At 66.6% G+C, this 15,411-nt stretch carries 20 protein-coding genes; 12 read left to right on the top strand and 8 right to left on the bottom strand.

From position 1 onward, the window contains the following. The first annotated feature begins 1 nt into the window (after position 1). On the top strand, positions 2–1,621 hold the full coding sequence (locus tag FHS07_RS02945; protein WP_183418406.1) for an L-lactate permease: 1,620 nt from the start codon (positions 2–4) through the stop codon (positions 1,619–1,621). 48 nt (positions 1,622–1,669) lie between these two features. Here the strand turns inward: FHS07_RS02945 and FHS07_RS02940 are convergent, their stop codons facing one another. Next, the gene (locus FHS07_RS02940; RefSeq protein WP_183418405.1) at positions 1,670–2,620 is read right to left on the bottom strand and encodes an L-lactate dehydrogenase; all 951 of its coding nucleotides are present in this window, start codon (positions 2,618–2,620) and stop codon (positions 1,670–1,672) included. A gap of 313 nt (positions 2,621–2,933) precedes the next feature. On the opposite strand from FHS07_RS02940, the gene FHS07_RS02935 reads away from it, so the two are divergent. The 6 genes from FHS07_RS02935 (at position 2,934) to FHS07_RS02910 (ending at position 8,485) form a co-directional block, all read left to right on the top strand. Continuing rightward, entirely contained in the window at positions 2,934–3,779 is an 846-nt protein-coding gene (locus tag FHS07_RS02935) for a MarR family transcriptional regulator (protein ID WP_183418404.1), read from the top strand. An 81-nt stretch (positions 3,780–3,860) separates the two neighbouring features. Continuing rightward, positions 3,861–4,334 (top strand): hypothetical protein, encoded by a 474-nt coding sequence (locus FHS07_RS02930; protein ID WP_183418403.1) that lies wholly within the window; start codon positions 3,861–3,863, stop codon positions 4,332–4,334. A gap of 5 nt (positions 4,335–4,339) precedes the next feature. After that, positions 4,340–4,717, top strand: coding sequence for a hypothetical protein (locus tag FHS07_RS02925; protein WP_183418402.1), 378 nt, complete (start codon positions 4,340–4,342; stop codon positions 4,715–4,717). A 67-nt stretch (positions 4,718–4,784) separates the two neighbouring features. Continuing rightward, positions 4,785–5,570, top strand: a complete 786-nt coding sequence (locus FHS07_RS02920) for a CPBP family glutamic-type intramembrane protease (RefSeq protein ID WP_183418401.1) — start codon at positions 4,785–4,787, stop codon at positions 5,568–5,570. A 184-nt stretch (positions 5,571–5,754) separates the two neighbouring features. Next, entirely contained in the window at positions 5,755–7,167 is a 1,413-nt protein-coding gene (locus FHS07_RS02915) for an alanine--tRNA ligase-related protein (protein ID WP_183418400.1), read from the top strand. Positions 7,168–7,186: 19 nt separating this feature from the next. Beyond that, positions 7,187–8,485 carry an alpha/beta fold hydrolase gene (locus FHS07_RS02910; RefSeq protein ID WP_183418399.1) on the top strand — a complete coding sequence of 433 codons (1,299 nt, stop codon included), beginning with the start codon at positions 7,187–7,189 and terminating at the stop codon, positions 8,483–8,485. Between the two features lie 13 nt (positions 8,486–8,498). On the opposite strand, the gene FHS07_RS16365 is transcribed toward FHS07_RS02910, so the two are convergent. Beyond that, positions 8,499–9,230 (bottom strand): CPBP family intramembrane glutamic endopeptidase, encoded by a 732-nt coding sequence (locus tag FHS07_RS16365; protein ID WP_343054584.1) that lies wholly within the window; start codon positions 9,228–9,230, stop codon positions 8,499–8,501. Positions 9,231–9,639: 409 nt separating this feature from the next. Here FHS07_RS16365 and FHS07_RS02900 point away from each other — a divergent pair, with 409 nt between their 5' ends. After that, positions 9,640–9,897 (top strand): nuclease, encoded by a 258-nt coding sequence (locus tag FHS07_RS02900; RefSeq protein ID WP_183418397.1) that lies wholly within the window; start codon positions 9,640–9,642, stop codon positions 9,895–9,897. A 6-nt stretch (positions 9,898–9,903) separates the two neighbouring features. Here the strand turns inward: FHS07_RS02900 and FHS07_RS02895 are convergent, their stop codons facing one another. The 3 genes from FHS07_RS02895 to FHS07_RS16775 form a co-directional block, all read right to left on the bottom strand. Next, positions 9,904–10,305 carry a four-helix bundle copper-binding protein gene (locus tag FHS07_RS02895; protein WP_246383085.1) on the bottom strand — a complete coding sequence of 134 codons (402 nt, stop codon included), beginning with the start codon at positions 10,303–10,305 and terminating at the stop codon, positions 9,904–9,906. A gap of 111 nt (positions 10,306–10,416) precedes the next feature. Further along, on the bottom strand, positions 10,417–11,130 hold the full coding sequence (locus tag FHS07_RS02890; RefSeq protein ID WP_183418396.1) for a GAF and ANTAR domain-containing protein: 714 nt from the start codon (positions 11,128–11,130) through the stop codon (positions 10,417–10,419). Between the two features lie 29 nt (positions 11,131–11,159). After that, entirely contained in the window at positions 11,160–11,741 is a 582-nt protein-coding gene (locus FHS07_RS16775) for an ANTAR domain-containing protein (RefSeq protein WP_183418395.1), read from the bottom strand. Between the two features lie 269 nt (positions 11,742–12,010). Here FHS07_RS16775 and FHS07_RS02880 point away from each other — a divergent pair, with 269 nt between their 5' ends. Both FHS07_RS02880 and FHS07_RS02875 read left to right on the top strand, forming a co-directional pair. After that, positions 12,011–12,358 (top strand): DUF7882 family protein, encoded by a 348-nt coding sequence (locus tag FHS07_RS02880; RefSeq protein ID WP_183418394.1) that lies wholly within the window; start codon positions 12,011–12,013, stop codon positions 12,356–12,358. Then, positions 12,355–12,714, top strand: a complete 360-nt coding sequence (locus FHS07_RS02875) for a hypothetical protein (RefSeq protein ID WP_183418393.1) — start codon at positions 12,355–12,357, stop codon at positions 12,712–12,714. Before FHS07_RS02880 ends, FHS07_RS02875 begins: the two co-directional genes overlap by 4 nt. Before the next feature lie 56 nt (positions 12,715–12,770). Here FHS07_RS02875 and FHS07_RS02870 read toward each other — a convergent pair whose 3' ends face one another. Beyond that, complete coding sequence (locus tag FHS07_RS02870) at positions 12,771–12,980, bottom strand: DUF1653 domain-containing protein (RefSeq protein WP_183418392.1); 210 nt, start codon at positions 12,978–12,980, stop codon at positions 12,771–12,773. Between the two features lie 311 nt (positions 12,981–13,291). Between FHS07_RS02870 and FHS07_RS02865 the strand changes: the two genes are divergently transcribed. Then, on the top strand, positions 13,292–13,444 hold the full coding sequence (locus FHS07_RS02865) for a hypothetical protein (protein WP_183418391.1): 153 nt from the start codon (positions 13,292–13,294) through the stop codon (positions 13,442–13,444). A 52-nt stretch (positions 13,445–13,496) separates the two neighbouring features. Continuing rightward, positions 13,497–13,970, top strand: a complete 474-nt coding sequence (locus tag FHS07_RS02860; RefSeq protein WP_183418390.1) for a nucleoside deaminase — start codon at positions 13,497–13,499, stop codon at positions 13,968–13,970. Between the two features lie 18 nt (positions 13,971–13,988). On the opposite strand, the gene FHS07_RS02855 is transcribed toward FHS07_RS02860, so the two are convergent. After that, positions 13,989–14,591, bottom strand: a complete 603-nt coding sequence (locus FHS07_RS02855) for a hypothetical protein (RefSeq protein WP_183418389.1) — start codon at positions 14,589–14,591, stop codon at positions 13,989–13,991. A gap of 137 nt (positions 14,592–14,728) precedes the next feature. Further along, positions 14,729–15,229 (bottom strand): small multidrug efflux protein, encoded by a 501-nt coding sequence (locus tag FHS07_RS02850; protein WP_183418388.1) that lies wholly within the window; start codon positions 15,227–15,229, stop codon positions 14,729–14,731. Positions 15,230–15,411: the final 182 nt, after the last annotated feature.

Here is a 15,411-nt window from a genome sequence, read left to right as displayed (position 1 = left end):
CATGTGGATGCAAGTAGTGAACCCGACGGGGCAATTGTGGCTGTCCGCGGTCATCGCCGTGGTGCCGATCCTCGTCTTCCTCCTCTGCCTGGTGGTGTTCAAGCTCAGCGGCATCGTGGCCGGAGCGATCGCCACCGTGCTCCAGGTCATCGTGGCGGTGTGGCCTTTCGGGATGCCGCTCACCTCCATCGCGGGGGCCGGCCTCCTGGGAACCCTCACGGCGCTCTGGCCCATCGCCTACATCATCGTGATGGCCGTCTGGCTGTACAAGCTCTCCGTCGCCAGCGGACGGTTCGACGTCATCCGCGCGAGCATCTCGGGGATCTCCCCTGACCAACGCGTTCAGGTGCTCCTCATCAGCTTCTGCTTCGGCGCGTTCCTCGAAGGAGCTGCCGGCTTCGGGGTGCCGATCGCCATCTGTGCGGCCCTGCTCGTGCAGCTCGGCTTCGCTCCCATCAAGGCGGCCATGCTGTGCCTGGTTGCAAACGTCGCGGCCGGCGCATACGGCGCCATCGGAATCCCCGTCATCGTCGGAGCTCAGGTGGGTGAGGTCGCCCTCGCAGACCTCACGATCGACATGGTCCTCGTTCTGCAGGTGCTCACCCTCGCCGTCCCGGTGATCCTCGTCCTGATCCTCGACGGCTGGCGAGGCGTACGCGAAACCTGGCTCGTGCTCCTCGCAACCAGTGTCGTCTACAGCGCGAGCCAGGCGGGGATCCTCGTGCTCCTCGGCCCCGAGCTCGCCGACATCCTCCCCGGCTTGATCGGCATGGTGACCATCTTCGCCGTGGGTCGTGTGTGGCAACCCCGCCGTATCTACCGCGAGGACGGCGGGACCGCCCCCGATCCCGTCGGCCAGAAATTCCGTGACGTCGTGGTGGCATGGAGCCCGTTCTACATCCTGACCGGCGTCGTCTTCGTGTGGAGCATTCCGTGGTTCAAGGCTCTGTTCGCGCCGGGCGGGGCGCTCGCCGGGCTCGTCGTGAATGTGCCCATCCCGGGCATCACCGGCGTCGTCATCCCCGCAGGGTCGAGCGACGCGGTCACGGCGACGTGGGCGTTCACCCCTCTCAACGCCACGGGCACGGCCATCCTGCTGGCCGTCCTGCTGACGTTCTGGACGACGCCGCAGGTTGACTCCGCCCGGCTGCGGCGGGAACTCGCCGCCACCGTTCGCGGACTGTGGCGTCCCGTCATCCTCATCGCGTTGATCCTCGTCGTCGCGAACATCGCGAACTTCTCCGGCGGTTCGGCCAGTATCGGGAACGCGCTGGCGGCGGTCGGGGTCCTCTTCCCCCTGCTCGCGCCCGTCATCGGATGGTTCGGGGTGTTCATCACCGGGTCGGTGGTGAACAACAACACCCTGTTCGCACACCTGCAGACCGTCACCGCGCAGAACATCGGGGTCGACCCCACGCTGCTCGTCGCCGCCAACACCGCCGGCGGCACCGTCGCGAAAGTCGTCTCGCCGCAGTCCATCGCGATCGCAGCCGGCGCCGTCGGGCTCACGGGAAGGGAGGGCGAGATACTCCGCGCGTCCATCTTCTACAGCGTGGGCATGCTCGCCTTCGTCTGCGTCTGGGTCTTCGTCCTCTCGCTGGTGACCCCCGCGACATCGTGAGACCCCGGTCGAGACCGTAGCGACGAACGAGGCCCCTGCCGGCGGATGTCAGCGCAATCCTGCGGCGACCGAACCCAGGGCGTCCGCAGATCGGCGCAGTAGTCCGAGCTCGCTGGGGGAGAAGGGTGTTCGCGTCACCGGTGCAACGCCCCGGGCGCTCACGACCGACGGGACGGACAGAGCGACCCCGTCGATGCCGTGGAAATCCTCCAGGACGGAACTCACCGGCATGACGGCGTGTTCGTCATTCAGGACGGCCTCGACGATGCGCGCCACCGACAGCCCGATGGCGTAGTTGGTGGCTCCCTTACCTTGGATGACCTTGTACGCGGCATCGCGGACGTCGACGGCGATCGAATCCAGATCATCGGGACTGAACGTCTCTCCGCCGGGGCCGACCCAATCCAGGATGGGGACGGTGCCGATGGTGGCACGCGACCACAGGGGGAATTCCGTATCGCCGTGTTCGCCGACGATGTAGGCGTGCACGCTCGATGTGGACACTCCCGCACGTCGGGCGAGCTTCCAACGAAGTCGCGACGTGTCGAGAACCGTCCCGGAGGCGAAGATGCGCCCTGCGGGCAGACCGCTCTGCTCTTTCGCAAGGATCGTCAGGACGTCGCAGGGGTTCGAGACGATCACGTAGACCGCGTCGGGCGCGACCGCCATCAGCTGCGGCATCATGCTCTCGAGGATCTGCGCGTTCACCGCGGCGAGTTCGATGCGCGTCTGGCCCGGCTTCTGCTTGGCCCCCGCGGTGATGACGACGACGTGCGATCCGCTCACGACCGAGATGTCGCTGCCGCCGACGACGTCGCTCACCCCGGTGAACTGCGCTCCGTGCGCGAGGTCGAGGACTTCCGCCTCCACCCGGGCCGCTGCGATGTCGTACAACGCGACGTGACGCGCTGAGCCGCGGATGAGACATGCGTAGGCGGCGCTGGATCCGACACTGCCGGCGCCGACGATGGTGACCTTGGAGTTCTCGATTGCGCTCATACCCCTCAGTCTGATGCAGGACATCTCCTACAGACAATGAGGTGGGCGAACGACTGGAGGCGCCGGGACGCACGTGCGGACGGGGCGTGCACGCTCGAGCTCGAGCGGGAGTCCTCCGTCATCTTCAGGGCCGACCTACGGAGAGGTTGTAGCGTGCAGGGAGGCGATGCGACATGATCGCCGACGCTGCGTGGAAACCGGAACCCGAACCGGCTTCCCTCAGCGGGTTCCGCGGTGTGTTCAGCCGCGCCGCGACGAGCCCCGGGGTGTTCACCCACCCGGGCTGAGCCCGTCGCGCGGTGAGGAGAGATCGATGCACGACGAGTCACGCGCCAGGGCGATGGAACTGCTGGGGCAGTTCAACGACGACCTGACCCGAACGATCGATGCCGTGTTCGATACCCGTTGGGCCGAGATCGAGGAGGTGATCGCCCTCATCGCGATGGCCCGGGACTCCGTCATCACCACCCGCTCCCTCGCTGACATCAGTGGACTCGGTCGTCGTGCGATCTCCCGGCTGATCGTCCGTCTCACCGATACCGCTCTGGTGTCGACGCGACCGGCATCCCACGACCGGCGGGCCGTCGAAGTCGTTCTCTCGACGCTCGGACGCGCGCACGCCGACGACCTGCGCGCCCGCGCCTCGGCCCTTTTGCGAGACAGCGAGAAGCTCGCCGGCGAACTCGTCGCACTCCTCGAGGCCGACGGTCAGGAGAGCCCTCCGGCTGCGGCGGACCCGCTGACCCTCCTGCTCGATGCCGCCGAAGCGGGTGCGAAGCTGGTGAGCTACATGCCGACGGCTGCGACACAAGGCCGGATGGCGGCTCGTCAGCGAGCCGCCCTCTTGTACATCGCCACGCACCCAGACGTGCGCCCCGGTGCACTCGCCGAGCCGCTCGAGGTGTCGCACGCGGGAGTCGCGTACCTGGTCGACCAGCTCTGCGAGAAGGACTTCGTCCGCCGTCATCGAAATGAGATCGAGGGGGATCAACGCGCCGTCGTCCTGCGGGTCACTCCCGGTGGTCTGGCCGCCGTGTCGGCGGTCGCTTCCGCGATCCAGGAGGAGCGGATGCCTCTCTCCCTCGTCTTCCAGCAGATCGCCGCGTGGTGCGTGGAATCCCGCGTAAGTGGCGATCGATTCGCGCGTTCGCCTCACTGAGGCGTGCTCGTACAACGGGAATCCTCCGTCGACACCGGACACATTGTTCAGTAGTGTCCCAATCAAGACGAAAGGTATTCCATGTCTCGAGAAGAACACGCCCGCGAGGGAGCGCAAGCCGCTATCTCAGATGACGACATCGTCGACGTCGCCGTCGTCATGCCCCGAGGCTCCACGAAGGCGGGAGTGCTCGGCGCCGCAGTCGGAGTCGGGTTCGGCGGCGGGAATCAGATGGCCTGGGGTGTGGCCGGCAGCATGATCGGCCAACGTGCCCACAGTGCGTCGCACGGCAGCTACCCCTCCATCGTCCTGGCGCTTTCATCGACCAAGCTGTACGTGCTCGGCCGCCGGTCGACCGGACTCGTCGGCGGATGGAAGGACCTGCAGCCCGTCGCCCATATCGACCGCGATCGTCTCGCCGTCGAACGCCGCCACAGCGGCACCGTTCGCGTCATCGAGCTGACCGACACCACCACCGGGACAACCCTCGAATTCGAGGCGCTGAACATCGGCGGCCTCGGACTCGACGACCTGCTGGCGGACCTGGAGGGGTAAGGGCCATGGCTTACAACGACCGTCCTCCCGGGGTCACGTTCGTCGCCGTTCTGGCGTGGCTGACGGCCATCCTCCAGATCGGTCTCTCCATCTTGATCCTCAGTGGCGCCATCAACGTGCCCGGCGCGTCCGTCCCCTCGACCTGGTTCGGCATCATCATCGGACTGATCACGCTTCTGGTGAGCTTCGGGTTGTTCGGCGCACGGAACATCGCGCGCGTCATCGTGACGGCCTCACTGGCGTTGAGCATCGTGGGATCGATTCTCCAGGCCATCACGCACCAGAACGCCAACGTCGTCGTCGGAGCCCTCATCGCCGTCCTTCTGGCGGCACTCGGCATCGCCCTTCTGTACACCTCACGGGCGAATCGCTTCTTCGCTTGACGACGGCGTCGGGACTATTCGGAATTGTCCTGAAATATTAGGCTGACCGCACCGATCACCTGGGGGAATGACGATGTCTCACACCACCGACCACACGCGCGACCGGCGCCTCGGCCGCTTCTTCGAGCGCAAGGACGACCGGGACTTCCCCTTCTACAACGGTCAGCCGGTCGAGATCCCCACGTGGAAATGGATCGTCATCCTCGTGGGGTGCGTCGCGGGCTTCGCGGCACTCCTCACCATCCCCGCCGAGAACAACGTCGAGTCGCTTCTTCCGCGCGCCCTCTTCACGGGCATCATGCTCGTCGTATTCATCGTCATGGCACGTACGCACTGGACAGCCATCTTCAAGAAGCTCACCGGTGGCGACTGGCTGGCGATGATCGTGTACGGAGTCCTGACCCTGGTGGTGTCGTTCATCATCGGGTTCGTCGTTCGTGCCGTGTTCGGCGCCACAGGGAACACCGCCACCGACGGACTCGCCGCCGGCGGTGCGTCGGAGATCATCGCCTTCTACGTCGGTACGGCAATACAGTTGCTCGGCGAGGAGCTGTTCAGCATCCTCCCGTTCCTCGCTGTGATGTATCTCCTCCACGCAAAGCTGAAGCTCAGCCGTGGAGCTTCCATCCTCATCGCCTGGTTCGTCGTCTCCGCCTGGTTCGGCGCGGCCCACCTATCGACATACGGCTGGAACTTCGCCCAGGCCTTCCTCGTCATCGGAGGCGCCCGGCTCGTGCTCACCCTCGCCTACATCCGGACGAAGAACATCTGGGTCTCGACGGGTGCGCACATCATCAACGACTGGGCCGGCTTCACCTTCTTCCTCGTCACCACCACCGCCCTCGTGGTCTGAGCCGGGGCGTAGGGACGCGATAGACGAGGGTCGCGGTGAAACTCAATGGTGGAGGACCCAGGAATTGCACCTGGCGAGGCGACTGATGTGCGCATCCCCCGAGGAGCACAACCGTATTCGTTGGTGCCGTCCCGGTCAACAGCAGTAAGCAAGAAGCAACCGTCCACAAACGGGGGAGAATTCCATGTCCGATGCCGCACTCACCGCTGACGAGATCCGCCAGGTCTTCCTCGATTTGATGGTCGAACGTGGGCACGCCGTCGTACCGCGCGCTCCGCTCATTCCGAAGGACGACCCGACGACCCTTTTCACCGGCAGCGGCATGCAGCCGCTGCTGCCGTATCTGCTCGGCGCGGAGCATCCCGCCGGTCGTCGCGTAACCGACAGCCAGACCTGTCTGCGCGTCCAGGACATCGAGGAGGTCGGCGACAACCGCCACACGACCTTCTTCGAAATGCTGGGTAATTGGAGCTTCGGCGACTATTTCAAACAGGAGCAGATCACGCAGGTGTGGACGTTCCTCACCGACCGGGTCGGGCTGGACCCCGCGCGCATCTACGTGTCGTGCTTCAGTGGGGACGCCGCGCACGGTATCGCCAAAGATGCGGAGTCGGCAGCGATCTGGAGCGGTCTGTTCGACGCGGCCGGGGTCTCCGCGGACCAAGTCGATGTGGGGACGGAGGAGCACGCATCCGAGGTGGGAACCCACGGAGCCCGCATCGCGTTCTACAGCAAGAAGAACTGGTGGTGCCGCGGGGGTAAAGCCGAGGACATGCCCGTCGGCGAGCCTGGCGGGCCCGACACGGAGATCTTCTATCTCTTCCCCCACGTCGAGCACGACCTCGCGTTCGGAGCGCACTGCCACCAGAACTGCGACTGCGGTCGATTCATCGAGCTCGGCAACTCGGTCTTCATGGAGTACCGGCGCACCGAGGACGGCTTCGAGCCATTGCCCCAGAAGAACGTCGACTACGGCGGTGGTCTCGCCCGCATCGCCGCCGCCGCCATGGACAGTCCCGACGTGTTCCGCATCGGCCTCCTGTGGCCGATCATCGAGAAGATCGAAGAGCTCTCCGGCAAGCGCTACGAGGACGAGACGGTGGCCATGCGCGTCATCGCCGATCATCTCCGTGGCGCAACGTTCCTCGCCGTGGACGGCGTGCAACCCAGCAACAAGACACAGGGTTACGTGATGCGCCGGCTCATCCGCCGTGCTCTCCGGTTCGCCTTCGACCTGGGCCTGGAGGACGACTTCCTTCCTCAGATCATCCCGACCATCGCGCGGATCTATGACGCTCACTACCCAGAGGTCGCGGAGCACGCCGAGGTCGTCCAGAGGGTGCTCGCCAAAGAGGAGAAGGCGTTCCGGCGCACTCTCCGCAAGGGACTCAGGGAGTTGGGAAGCTACCGCACGACGGGTCTCACCGGCAGGGAGCTGTTCACCCTCTACGACACGTTCGGGTTCCCCGTCGAGCTGTCTACCGAGGAGGCGCGCCGACAGGACATCTCCCTCAGCGAGAACTGGCAGGCCGAGTTCGACAGGGAGATGGCGGCGCAACGGGCGCGATCGCAGCAGTCCACCCCGCTTCACGTGTGAGCGCCGGAAAGGGGCAGCCGTGACCGCTTTCCTCAGCCTGCAGATCATCGACTCTCCGCTGATGTGGGGAGCGTACGGCCTCGGCGCCATTCTCCTCGTGGCACTGCTGGTCCGGCGGTGGCCGGCGCGTTCCGCTGTCGCGGCGGGAATCGCGTCGCTTCTCGGAGCTGTCGTGGGGATGATCGCCACAGTGGTGGCGAACGAGACCAACGCCTTCGGTGTCGCTCTGCCCATCGAGGTCGCACTCTGGGCGACCGCGGGGCTCGCGTGCATCGGATTCGCCGTCGCATCGCTGTGGCGGTCGCCGGTGTGGCGGAAGGTGCTCGCTTCCGTGTCCGTGATCTGGTTCGCCGTCGTGACCGCCCTCGGCATCAACGCGTCCTTCGGTCTCAACCCCACCGTCGGAGCGTTATTCGGCGTCGTCGCCGCAGACCCGATCGACCTTCCGCGCGGAACAGATGCTGCGCAGGCCCCCGCTCGGCCGATCTACCAGACCTGGCGGCCGCCGGCCGGCCTGGCGCTGCAGGGAGATCGTGGAACACAGAACATTCCGGGCACCCGGTCGGGTTTCGACGCGCGAGATGCGAGTGTCTACCTGCCCCCGGCGGCGCTGGTCGATGACGCCCCTGCTCTGCCTCTCGTCATCATGATGATGGGGCACCCGGGGAATCCCGACGGAACCATCATCAGCGATGTCCTCGACGAATTCGCGGCGCAGCACTCGGGGCTCGCCCCTGTCGTTCTCACCGTCGACCAGCTCGGCGCCGATGGCAGCGCGGACCCCGCTTGTGCCGACTCGCCGACGTTCGGAAATGCTGAAACATACGTGACGGCAGATGTGGTGGCGTGGGCGAGGGAGAATCTCAAGATCATCGACGATCCGAAGTACTGGATCATCGCCGGGTACTCCAACGGCGGCGGATGCGCCGTGAAGTACGGGGCGAAGTACCCGCAGACGTTCCAGAACATCATCGATGTGTCGGGGGAGGAGTTCCCGGGCTCCGAGGACCCCGATGCGGTGACGTCCGAGGTATACGACGGCGACGCCGCCGCATTCGACGCCTCGAAGCCCGCGGCCATCATGCGGGGTACTCCGGCGGAAGACTATGCGCAGACGACGGCCGTCTTCACCGCGGGAAGCGACGACCCGAGTTTCCTCGCCGCCGCTACGACGATCTCCGCGGAAGCGCTCCGGGCGGGTATGACGGCGAGTCTGGTCGAGATACCCGACGCCGATCACGGGGTGACCGCAGTTGCGGGCGGTCTGAGGAAGGGATTCTCCGTCCTTTTCCCCGTCCTCGGACTCGCCGCGAACTGAAGATCGCCGACGCTCAGCCGAGCTTCTCGTCGGACCCGCGGATGACGAAGATCACTCCCACCAGCCCCACCACGATGGCGACGGCCTGGATGGCGGCCGCGTACGCGTAGAACGGGCCAGGCGTACCGTGTCCGAGACCGAAAGTGGAGAAGTCCCAGAGCCCGTGCAAGATCATGGCCCACACGAGACTGCCGGTGACACGTCGCAGCACGTAGAAGATGGTGCCCGCCCCGAAAGCCAGTCCGACCTGCTGCAACGTGGTCTCCCACGCTTGGCCGCCGACCGAGTTGAGAAGGTGCATGAGCGCGAAGAGTGCTGATGTGACGAACCACACCCACGCTTCGGAGAGTCGGGTGCGAAGTCCGGTCAGGAGCAGACCGCGGGTGGTGAGTTCCTCGGTGAATCCGACGAGCAGGAGCACGACGGACGCGCCGAAGAATGCGCCGTCGTAGGAACCCCAATCGGTGGAAGCGAGTGAGACGATCACCGCGATCGCCATGAGGACCGGTGCGATGATCGGCCACTTGTGGCGGGCTCGGGATCGGTCGAATAGAGCAGGGCGCCACCAGCCGAGGAGACTGGTCGTGATGGCGAGGAGGATGGCGCTGATGATGAGCGAGAGCCCTGCCCCGAGGAACAGGTCGCGGCCGCTCTTGCTGAGATCCGTGTAGGGAATGCCCGAGATCTGCTGAACAGTGAAGACGACGGCGACGTAGCCCACATAGATGGCGAGACCGATCCACACGCGCGGACGCACGCGGTACCGACGTGTGGACGTCGGATCGCCTGAGGCCGTCACGAGGCGAAGGCCGGTCGCGGGAGGGATACGACGGCCGAGGTGCGAAAGCCCCCGTGCGCGTGTGTCTGTCGGACCATCGGTGATCTCCTTGCTCGAACGTCGATCTGCTGCGGGCAACAGATACGGAGTTGCGACCAAGGTACCCGAATGCGGGACAATCCTGAACTACTTGGCGGAAGGAGCGCGCACCTGTCTCGTGAGTACATCGTGCTGCCGGACTGGTGATGTCCGGCTCGGCGGGCGATCCACGCCGGAGGCACTTCTCCGTTGTTACGCCCCGCGACGCGCGGGATGTCGCCCTCCTTCGGCATCCCGTAGCTTCATCTCACCAACCCCTCCGAAGGCAGGTGAAGCCATGTCCCGCACGATCTCGTCGACAGTCCACCCGATCCAGCGCTGCATGGCAGCCTCGAACCCGTCCGCGTGGGGGGACGGCCTCGTGGTGGACGCCGATGGCACGACGATCACCGTCGCGCTCTTGAATGGCATGACGCTGGAGTTGCGGGTCGTGGGACCTGCGGTCGACGTCGCGGTGGGGGAGCCGGTGGCTTACCACTCGGTCGCGGAACTGCTCAGCGCGTCGGCGTTCCTCACGACCGCGCGCGCCGCGTAAGCGGGTTCAGGCGGACATCGATGCCATCATGGCCTCGCACTTCATGACCATGTCGTCGCAGGCCATCGCGCAGTAGCGGCACATCTCGTCCATGTCGGCGTGCGCGCGGCACTCGGCGGCGCAGGCCTTGCCCATGGTCATGCAGGCGGTCATCATGGCGCGCATCACGTCCATGTTCATCCCGGCCGGACGCATCATCATGTGCATCGTCGCCTGCGCCATCTCGACCATGTTCGAGCACGTCGCGCAGCACGTGGCCATCTCGGGGCCGTGCATCATGTCGCTGCCGGCGCACATCGCCGCGGCCATCGCGCAGGCATTGAGCGACTGCATGCATTCCTGCATGGCATCCATGTCCATGGTCATCTCGCCCATGTCCATCGACTTCATCATTGCCATCGTGTCCATCTGGATCTCCCGTGTTCTCGTCGGTTCGGAGGGACCGGATGCCGCGGAGGGACTCCGGCGTACGGGCGATGCTACGCCTGGACCACGGCCCCGCGCGCTCCCGTAGCCACCTCAGCGGCCGCTGGCGGCGGCGATGATCTCGCGGGCGACGTCCGCCAGCTTCCGCTGGGTGCTGCGGGCTCGTTCGCGCAGAAGCCGAAACGCTTCCTCCATGTCGACACCGTGGGTGTGAGACAGGATGCCCTTGGCCTGCTCGATCACGACGCGACTGTCGAGTGCGTGTTGCAACTGCGTGCGGGCGAGGTTCGACTCTCGGAAAGCCCGTTCGTGGAGGATGCCGATGGTGGCGATGTCGGCGAGGCCCCGCGCCGCCAGCGCATCCTCGGCGGTGAGCGCACCGGGTTGGTCGCCGAAGAGGTTCAGCGAACCGATGACCTCCTCGCGGAGTCGGAGGGGGATCGCGTGCATCCAGGTGTACCCCTGCTCGCCGGTGGCCTCCGCGAACCGCGGCCACCGGTTGCGGATCGCGTCGAAGTCGTCGACGGTGACCGGTTGGCCGGAGTGGTAAGCCTCGAGGCAGGGGCCTTGTTCTTCGTTGAGTTGCAGCAGAGAGATGAGCTGGCTGCGCTCGCTCGTCGAGGCGACCACCTCCAGCGACCCATGCGAGTCGGGAATCAGGATGCCGGCGTCGGCAGCGCCCAGGATATGCGCGCACCGGGTGACCAACCGGTACAGCAAGTCGACGATGTCGTACCCGTTGACCATGGTGTCGGCGAGCTCGACGAACGTATCGACCAGTTCTTTCTCGCGCGGTGTGCTCGTCATGAGTGCAACCTACTTCCGTCCATCCGTCTTCACACCGAAAAATCGATGTCGCGCGAGATGATCGCTTCCGCTACCTCGCGTACCGACCGGCCCGACGCGAACGCGTGGGCGCGGATGACGAGCAGTGCATCTTCGGGCCCCACCTGCAACTGCGCGACCACCATTCCGGTCGCTTGGTGCACGAACCGCCGCGGTGAGGCGTTCGTGGAGACGTCGTCGTCCAGCCCCTCCAGCGCCGTCCGGAGGATCCGGTGACCAGCCGAATCCGCCAGTCGTGCGGCTTCATCGACCTGATCGACCGTCAGAGCACGCACACCGGTGGCGTAGAGATTCACGACGCCCACCTCCACCAGGCCCACCGCCATCGGAAACGCGTACACCGATGAGATCCCGTACCGTGCGGCTGCCGCCAGAAACACCGGCCATGCGGTGCGCGCGTCCTGCCACAGGTCGGGAAGCAACACGGGTGAGGCGGTGTCTCGAGCTCTCCAACACGGTCCCACACCGGAATCGAGCTGCGTCTCGTCCAGGTGGGCGGCGACGTCGTCGCTCGAGCAGATCGTCTCGACCTCGAAAGGGGCGCCCAGCGTCGAGATGGCGATGTGCGGCACCGGCAGTGCGGTCACGAAATCGGTGCACAAAGAGCCGGAGGACTCGCTATCGGCTGACATGACACTCCTGACCTAGTGGGACACAGCGGCCTAGGTCCAGGGGACGCCTGTCGTCACTCTACGGGCACAGCGACGGCAGCGCAGAGGTCCGCGGCCCTCCCGCCCGCGGCGATCCGTTCATTGCTTTCCCCTGCGAGCTCCCCTACTCTGTGCTGAGTTGCCCCAGACCTCGGTAGACCGTCATGTCGTCGTGTCAGCTGGGGGCGAAGATGGGCAGCCTGTTCTACGGCTCAACACAAGAGCCTGTTTCGATACCTGACGTCGTCCTCGCGCATCTGCAAGCGGTGATGACGGTGAAACTGCGCCGCGGCGAGAGCTTCACGGTGTCGTTACGGCAATCCGGCGCCGGGGCGGCGCACCTGTGCACGCTGTGGGTGCATGCCGCGATCCCGCTGCGATTCGTCTTCGACACCGTCGCGGACATCGCATTCGACAGAGCGACCCTGCATGACTTCGCGCGCGCCGCGAATTCTGCGACGGGTCTATGCATCGACCTCACCGAACACGGCGGGCACGACCACGTGGCGCCGCCGAGCGCGGATCGGTCCGTCGCGTGAACACGCGAGGAGTGCACCCCACGCCCGACCACGTGTCGCCCGCGTGGATCATGCAGGAGGAAGGACACCGCGTCGCGAAGATCGGGGACGTGACCCTCGGCCATGTCGTTACCGTTCCCGACGGGTCCTTCATCGCTTTCGACCGGCTCGGAACGCCCTTGGGGCGGCACGACTCGCTGCGCGCCGCTCAACTATCCACGCTCCACGCGGCCGAGCTCCCCCGGATCCACGCCGCCGACACCGTCGATACATCGACCACGGTCCGTCCCTTCGGCTCCGTCGTCGCGATCGTTGCGGGCGCGCTGGCGGCGACGCTGCTGACCGTCGGGATCGTCGTCCTGTCCATCGCGCGCTGAGACGACCGCACGCCGGAGGCTCCAGCGTCTCTCGCGTCCCCCCGTGCCGACCGTGACTACTCGATCCGGCGGAACCTCGGCCCTACGTACCCGTCGCGGTCGACAACCCCCGTGAACATGTCCACGGGGCGCACCCAGCAGGAGTAGTCGTCGTAGAGCTTGCGGTAGGAGACGAAGACCTCCTCGGTCTCGGAGTGTCTGGCGGTCCCGAACACCTCGTAGCGCTGGCCCTTGAAGTGCTCGTAGATGCCGGGTTCGATGTTCATGGGGGAGTCCTCCTCAGTCGGTCCTGGTCCAGGGATGTCAGGCGCGGAACGATGGAGCGATCGACCGCCGAGATGCGCCGCCATCTGCATCCCTCCCTCCGACGTCGTTCCTCGCGACCGGATGTGACTGCGCTCGTCATGACGCGCGGATGGCCGGGGAGTGCGGCCGACTTCGTCGACGTCATCGACGAGCTCACGGAGCCTCAGGATGCCGCGGCGCTGGCTTTCCCTGTCGTTGCGCCGTCGCCTCCGGACTGCCGATGCCCCGATAAGCCGGCTGAGGAGGGGGTGGGGCACCGAGCCTATCGCGGGTGCGATCGCGCTCGCCGGTCGATTCGCGGAGCACGTCATCGGCATCCACGCGGGCGGCAAGAACCCTCGTCGGCCAGTTCCCGGCGCTGGAGATGCCGGATGCCATCGTGCGCGAACTGCAGGAGGGGCTCGCGGCGGCGCTGGCCGCCTGAGATGTGCGCGGTGTGCTTCCCGAATCCCCACGCGCCGACGATCATCGACTGCATGGCCGACACTCTCGCCCCGACCGACCTCGCCCATCTCCGCCGCGCGATCGAGCTGTCGCAGCTCGCCCGCGAGCACGGCAATCACCCTTTCGGAGCGCTGATCGTCACGGCAGACGGTCGCATCATAGAGGCCGAGAACACGGTCATCACCGACCACGACGTCACCTGCCACGCGGAGACGAACCTCGTGCGCTTCGCGGGGAAGGAGATGGATGCCGCTGACCTGCCGGCATCCACCCTGTTCACATCGTGCGAACCCTGCGCCATGTGCTGCGGGGCGATCTTCTGGGTGGGGATCGGCCGAGTCGTGTACGCGCTGTCGGGCAGAGCGCTCATCGCCCTCGCGGGGTCGGGAGACGATCTGGATCTGCCGTCACGCGAGGTGTTCGCTCGCGGGGGTCGGCCGACGAGCGTGTCGGGGCCGCATCTCGAGGACGAGGCGGCGCGGGCGCATGAGGGCTTCTGGGGCTGACGTGGGGGCGTTGTCGGCCTAAGGGACGCGGATGCCGACGGACCTCAGCTCCAAGCCGGCGAGCTCACGCACCACCTGGGGGTCTCCGCGACGCCAGGCGCCGAGGGCATCGGGAGAGACCTTCGCAATCGTGCCCACCTTCTGATGGGTGAGCGCGCGGAGCGCGAGCAGGTCGGTGTCGAGCCCGGCGCGCATCAACGTGCGGGTGCGCGTCGCCCGCGAGATGAAGCGGAGGCGCGGGAGGAGCCACACCAGCAGAACGAGCAGGATCGGCAGGGCGGCGACGCCGACACCGAGCGCGATCGCCGCTTGCATCACGAGGTCTTGCTGCGTCTGACCGGCGGCGGCGAGGGTGTCTCCCGCCGAACTCGCCGTGTCGAAAGGTGCGCTGATGCCCGAACCGATGAGGGGGACCCCGCCCAGTTGGGCGCCGACGTCGGTCATCGACGTGCGGAAGTCGGCGCCCGCGGTCTGCATCTGACGACCGAACCGCGCGAGCTGGGCCACGGTGGAGAACACGAACACCCCCACCGCGATACTCACGGCGATGAGCGCGAGGGCGATGATGTCGGCCGTCACCTGACGCGCGCGTTGCGCGGCGAAGTCGGAATACAGTTTCACGTCGCCACTCTCCCACGCGCCTCGAGCGCGACCGTCGTCGCAACGCTCGCGAAGCGGCCCGGCGGAGGATTCGGCTGTTCCGGGTGGCCTGTGGGAGTCGCATCGAGGGCGGACCTGAGCCCACGGGGTAGATGCGCTCAGGCGGCGACCCGGATGACGCCGACGATGATTAGGGTGATCACGGTGGTCCAGAGCGCGATCGCGGCGGCCTGCCAGGCGATCACACGCGCCGGCGACACACCGGTCGAGGTGAGGGCGGCGGCCGTGAACTGGGTGGGGAGGAGCAGCGGGCCGAGCAGGCTCACACCGGGGGTTCCGTAGCGGTGGTAGGCCCGCTCGAACTTCTGGCGGCGGGCCGTGACGGGCTTCTCGACGGCTCCCCGGCGGGTGGTGACGGCGGTGCGCACGCGCGAGGCGACCAGCACGACGACGGCGACGCAGATGAGGTTGCCGATCGCGCCGGCGACAGCGGCGACGACGGGGGTGATGCCGCCGATGATGCCGATCGCGGCGGCCCCCTCGCCCTCGATGAACGGCACGGCCCCCGCGAGGGCGACGACGATCGGTTGCACGAGGTCGGGCACGTCTTCGACGAGGCCCTGGAAGCCGAGGACGAGATCACTGAGGGGGTTCGACATTGCTGCTCCTGGGGGTGATGTGCGGCGTGTTCCGCGGTGAGTCCATCCGATCGGTTCCGGCCGCCCGGCGGCAGTGTCGCGGTGTCACGACCGCGCGGGAGGATGCGGCGGGCCACCCGTGACGAATGTCACGGCAGGGGGGAAGGGAGGAGATCTGGCGACGGGAGGACCGAGAAGGACGA

Origin of the sequence: Microbacterium proteolyticum (assembly GCF_014192415.1) — a bacterium.
Classification (GTDB): domain Bacteria; phylum Actinomycetota; class Actinomycetes; order Actinomycetales; family Microbacteriaceae; genus Microbacterium; species Microbacterium proteolyticum.
This window is presented reverse-complemented; position numbering and strand designations above follow the sequence as displayed.

Excerpts from the sequence above, each read along its gene's own strand:
- FHS07_RS02945 (WP_183418406.1), top strand. The coding sequence starts at position 2 with ATGTGGATGCAAGTAGTGAACCCGACGGGGCAATTGTGGCTGTCCGCG.
- FHS07_RS02940 (WP_183418405.1), bottom strand. The coding sequence starts at position 2,620 with ATGAGCGCAATCGAGAACTCCAAGGTCACCATCGTCGGCGCCGGCAGT.
- FHS07_RS02935 (WP_183418404.1), top strand. The coding sequence starts at position 2,934 with ATGCACGACGAGTCACGCGCCAGGGCGATGGAACTGCTGGGGCAGTTC.
- FHS07_RS02930 (WP_183418403.1), top strand. The coding sequence starts at position 3,861 with ATGTCTCGAGAAGAACACGCCCGCGAGGGAGCGCAAGCCGCTATCTCA.
- FHS07_RS02925 (WP_183418402.1), top strand. The coding sequence starts at position 4,340 with ATGGCTTACAACGACCGTCCTCCCGGGGTCACGTTCGTCGCCGTTCTG.
- FHS07_RS02920 (WP_183418401.1), top strand. The coding sequence starts at position 4,785 with ATGACGATGTCTCACACCACCGACCACACGCGCGACCGGCGCCTCGGC.
- FHS07_RS02915 (WP_183418400.1), top strand. The coding sequence starts at position 5,755 with ATGTCCGATGCCGCACTCACCGCTGACGAGATCCGCCAGGTCTTCCTC.
- FHS07_RS02900 (WP_183418397.1), top strand. The coding sequence starts at position 9,640 with ATGTCCCGCACGATCTCGTCGACAGTCCACCCGATCCAGCGCTGCATG.
- FHS07_RS02895 (WP_246383085.1), bottom strand. The coding sequence starts at position 10,305 with ATGGACACGATGGCAATGATGAAGTCGATGGACATGGGCGAGATGACC.
- FHS07_RS02890 (WP_183418396.1), bottom strand. The coding sequence starts at position 11,130 with ATGACGAGCACACCGCGCGAGAAAGAACTGGTCGATACGTTCGTCGAG.
- FHS07_RS02880 (WP_183418394.1), top strand. The coding sequence starts at position 12,011 with ATGGGCAGCCTGTTCTACGGCTCAACACAAGAGCCTGTTTCGATACCT.
- FHS07_RS02870 (WP_183418392.1), bottom strand. The coding sequence starts at position 12,980 with ATGAACATCGAACCCGGCATCTACGAGCACTTCAAGGGCCAGCGCTAC.
- FHS07_RS02860 (WP_183418390.1), top strand. The coding sequence starts at position 13,497 with ATGGCCGACACTCTCGCCCCGACCGACCTCGCCCATCTCCGCCGCGCG.
- FHS07_RS02850 (WP_183418388.1), bottom strand. The coding sequence starts at position 15,229 with ATGTCGAACCCCCTCAGTGATCTCGTCCTCGGCTTCCAGGGCCTCGTC.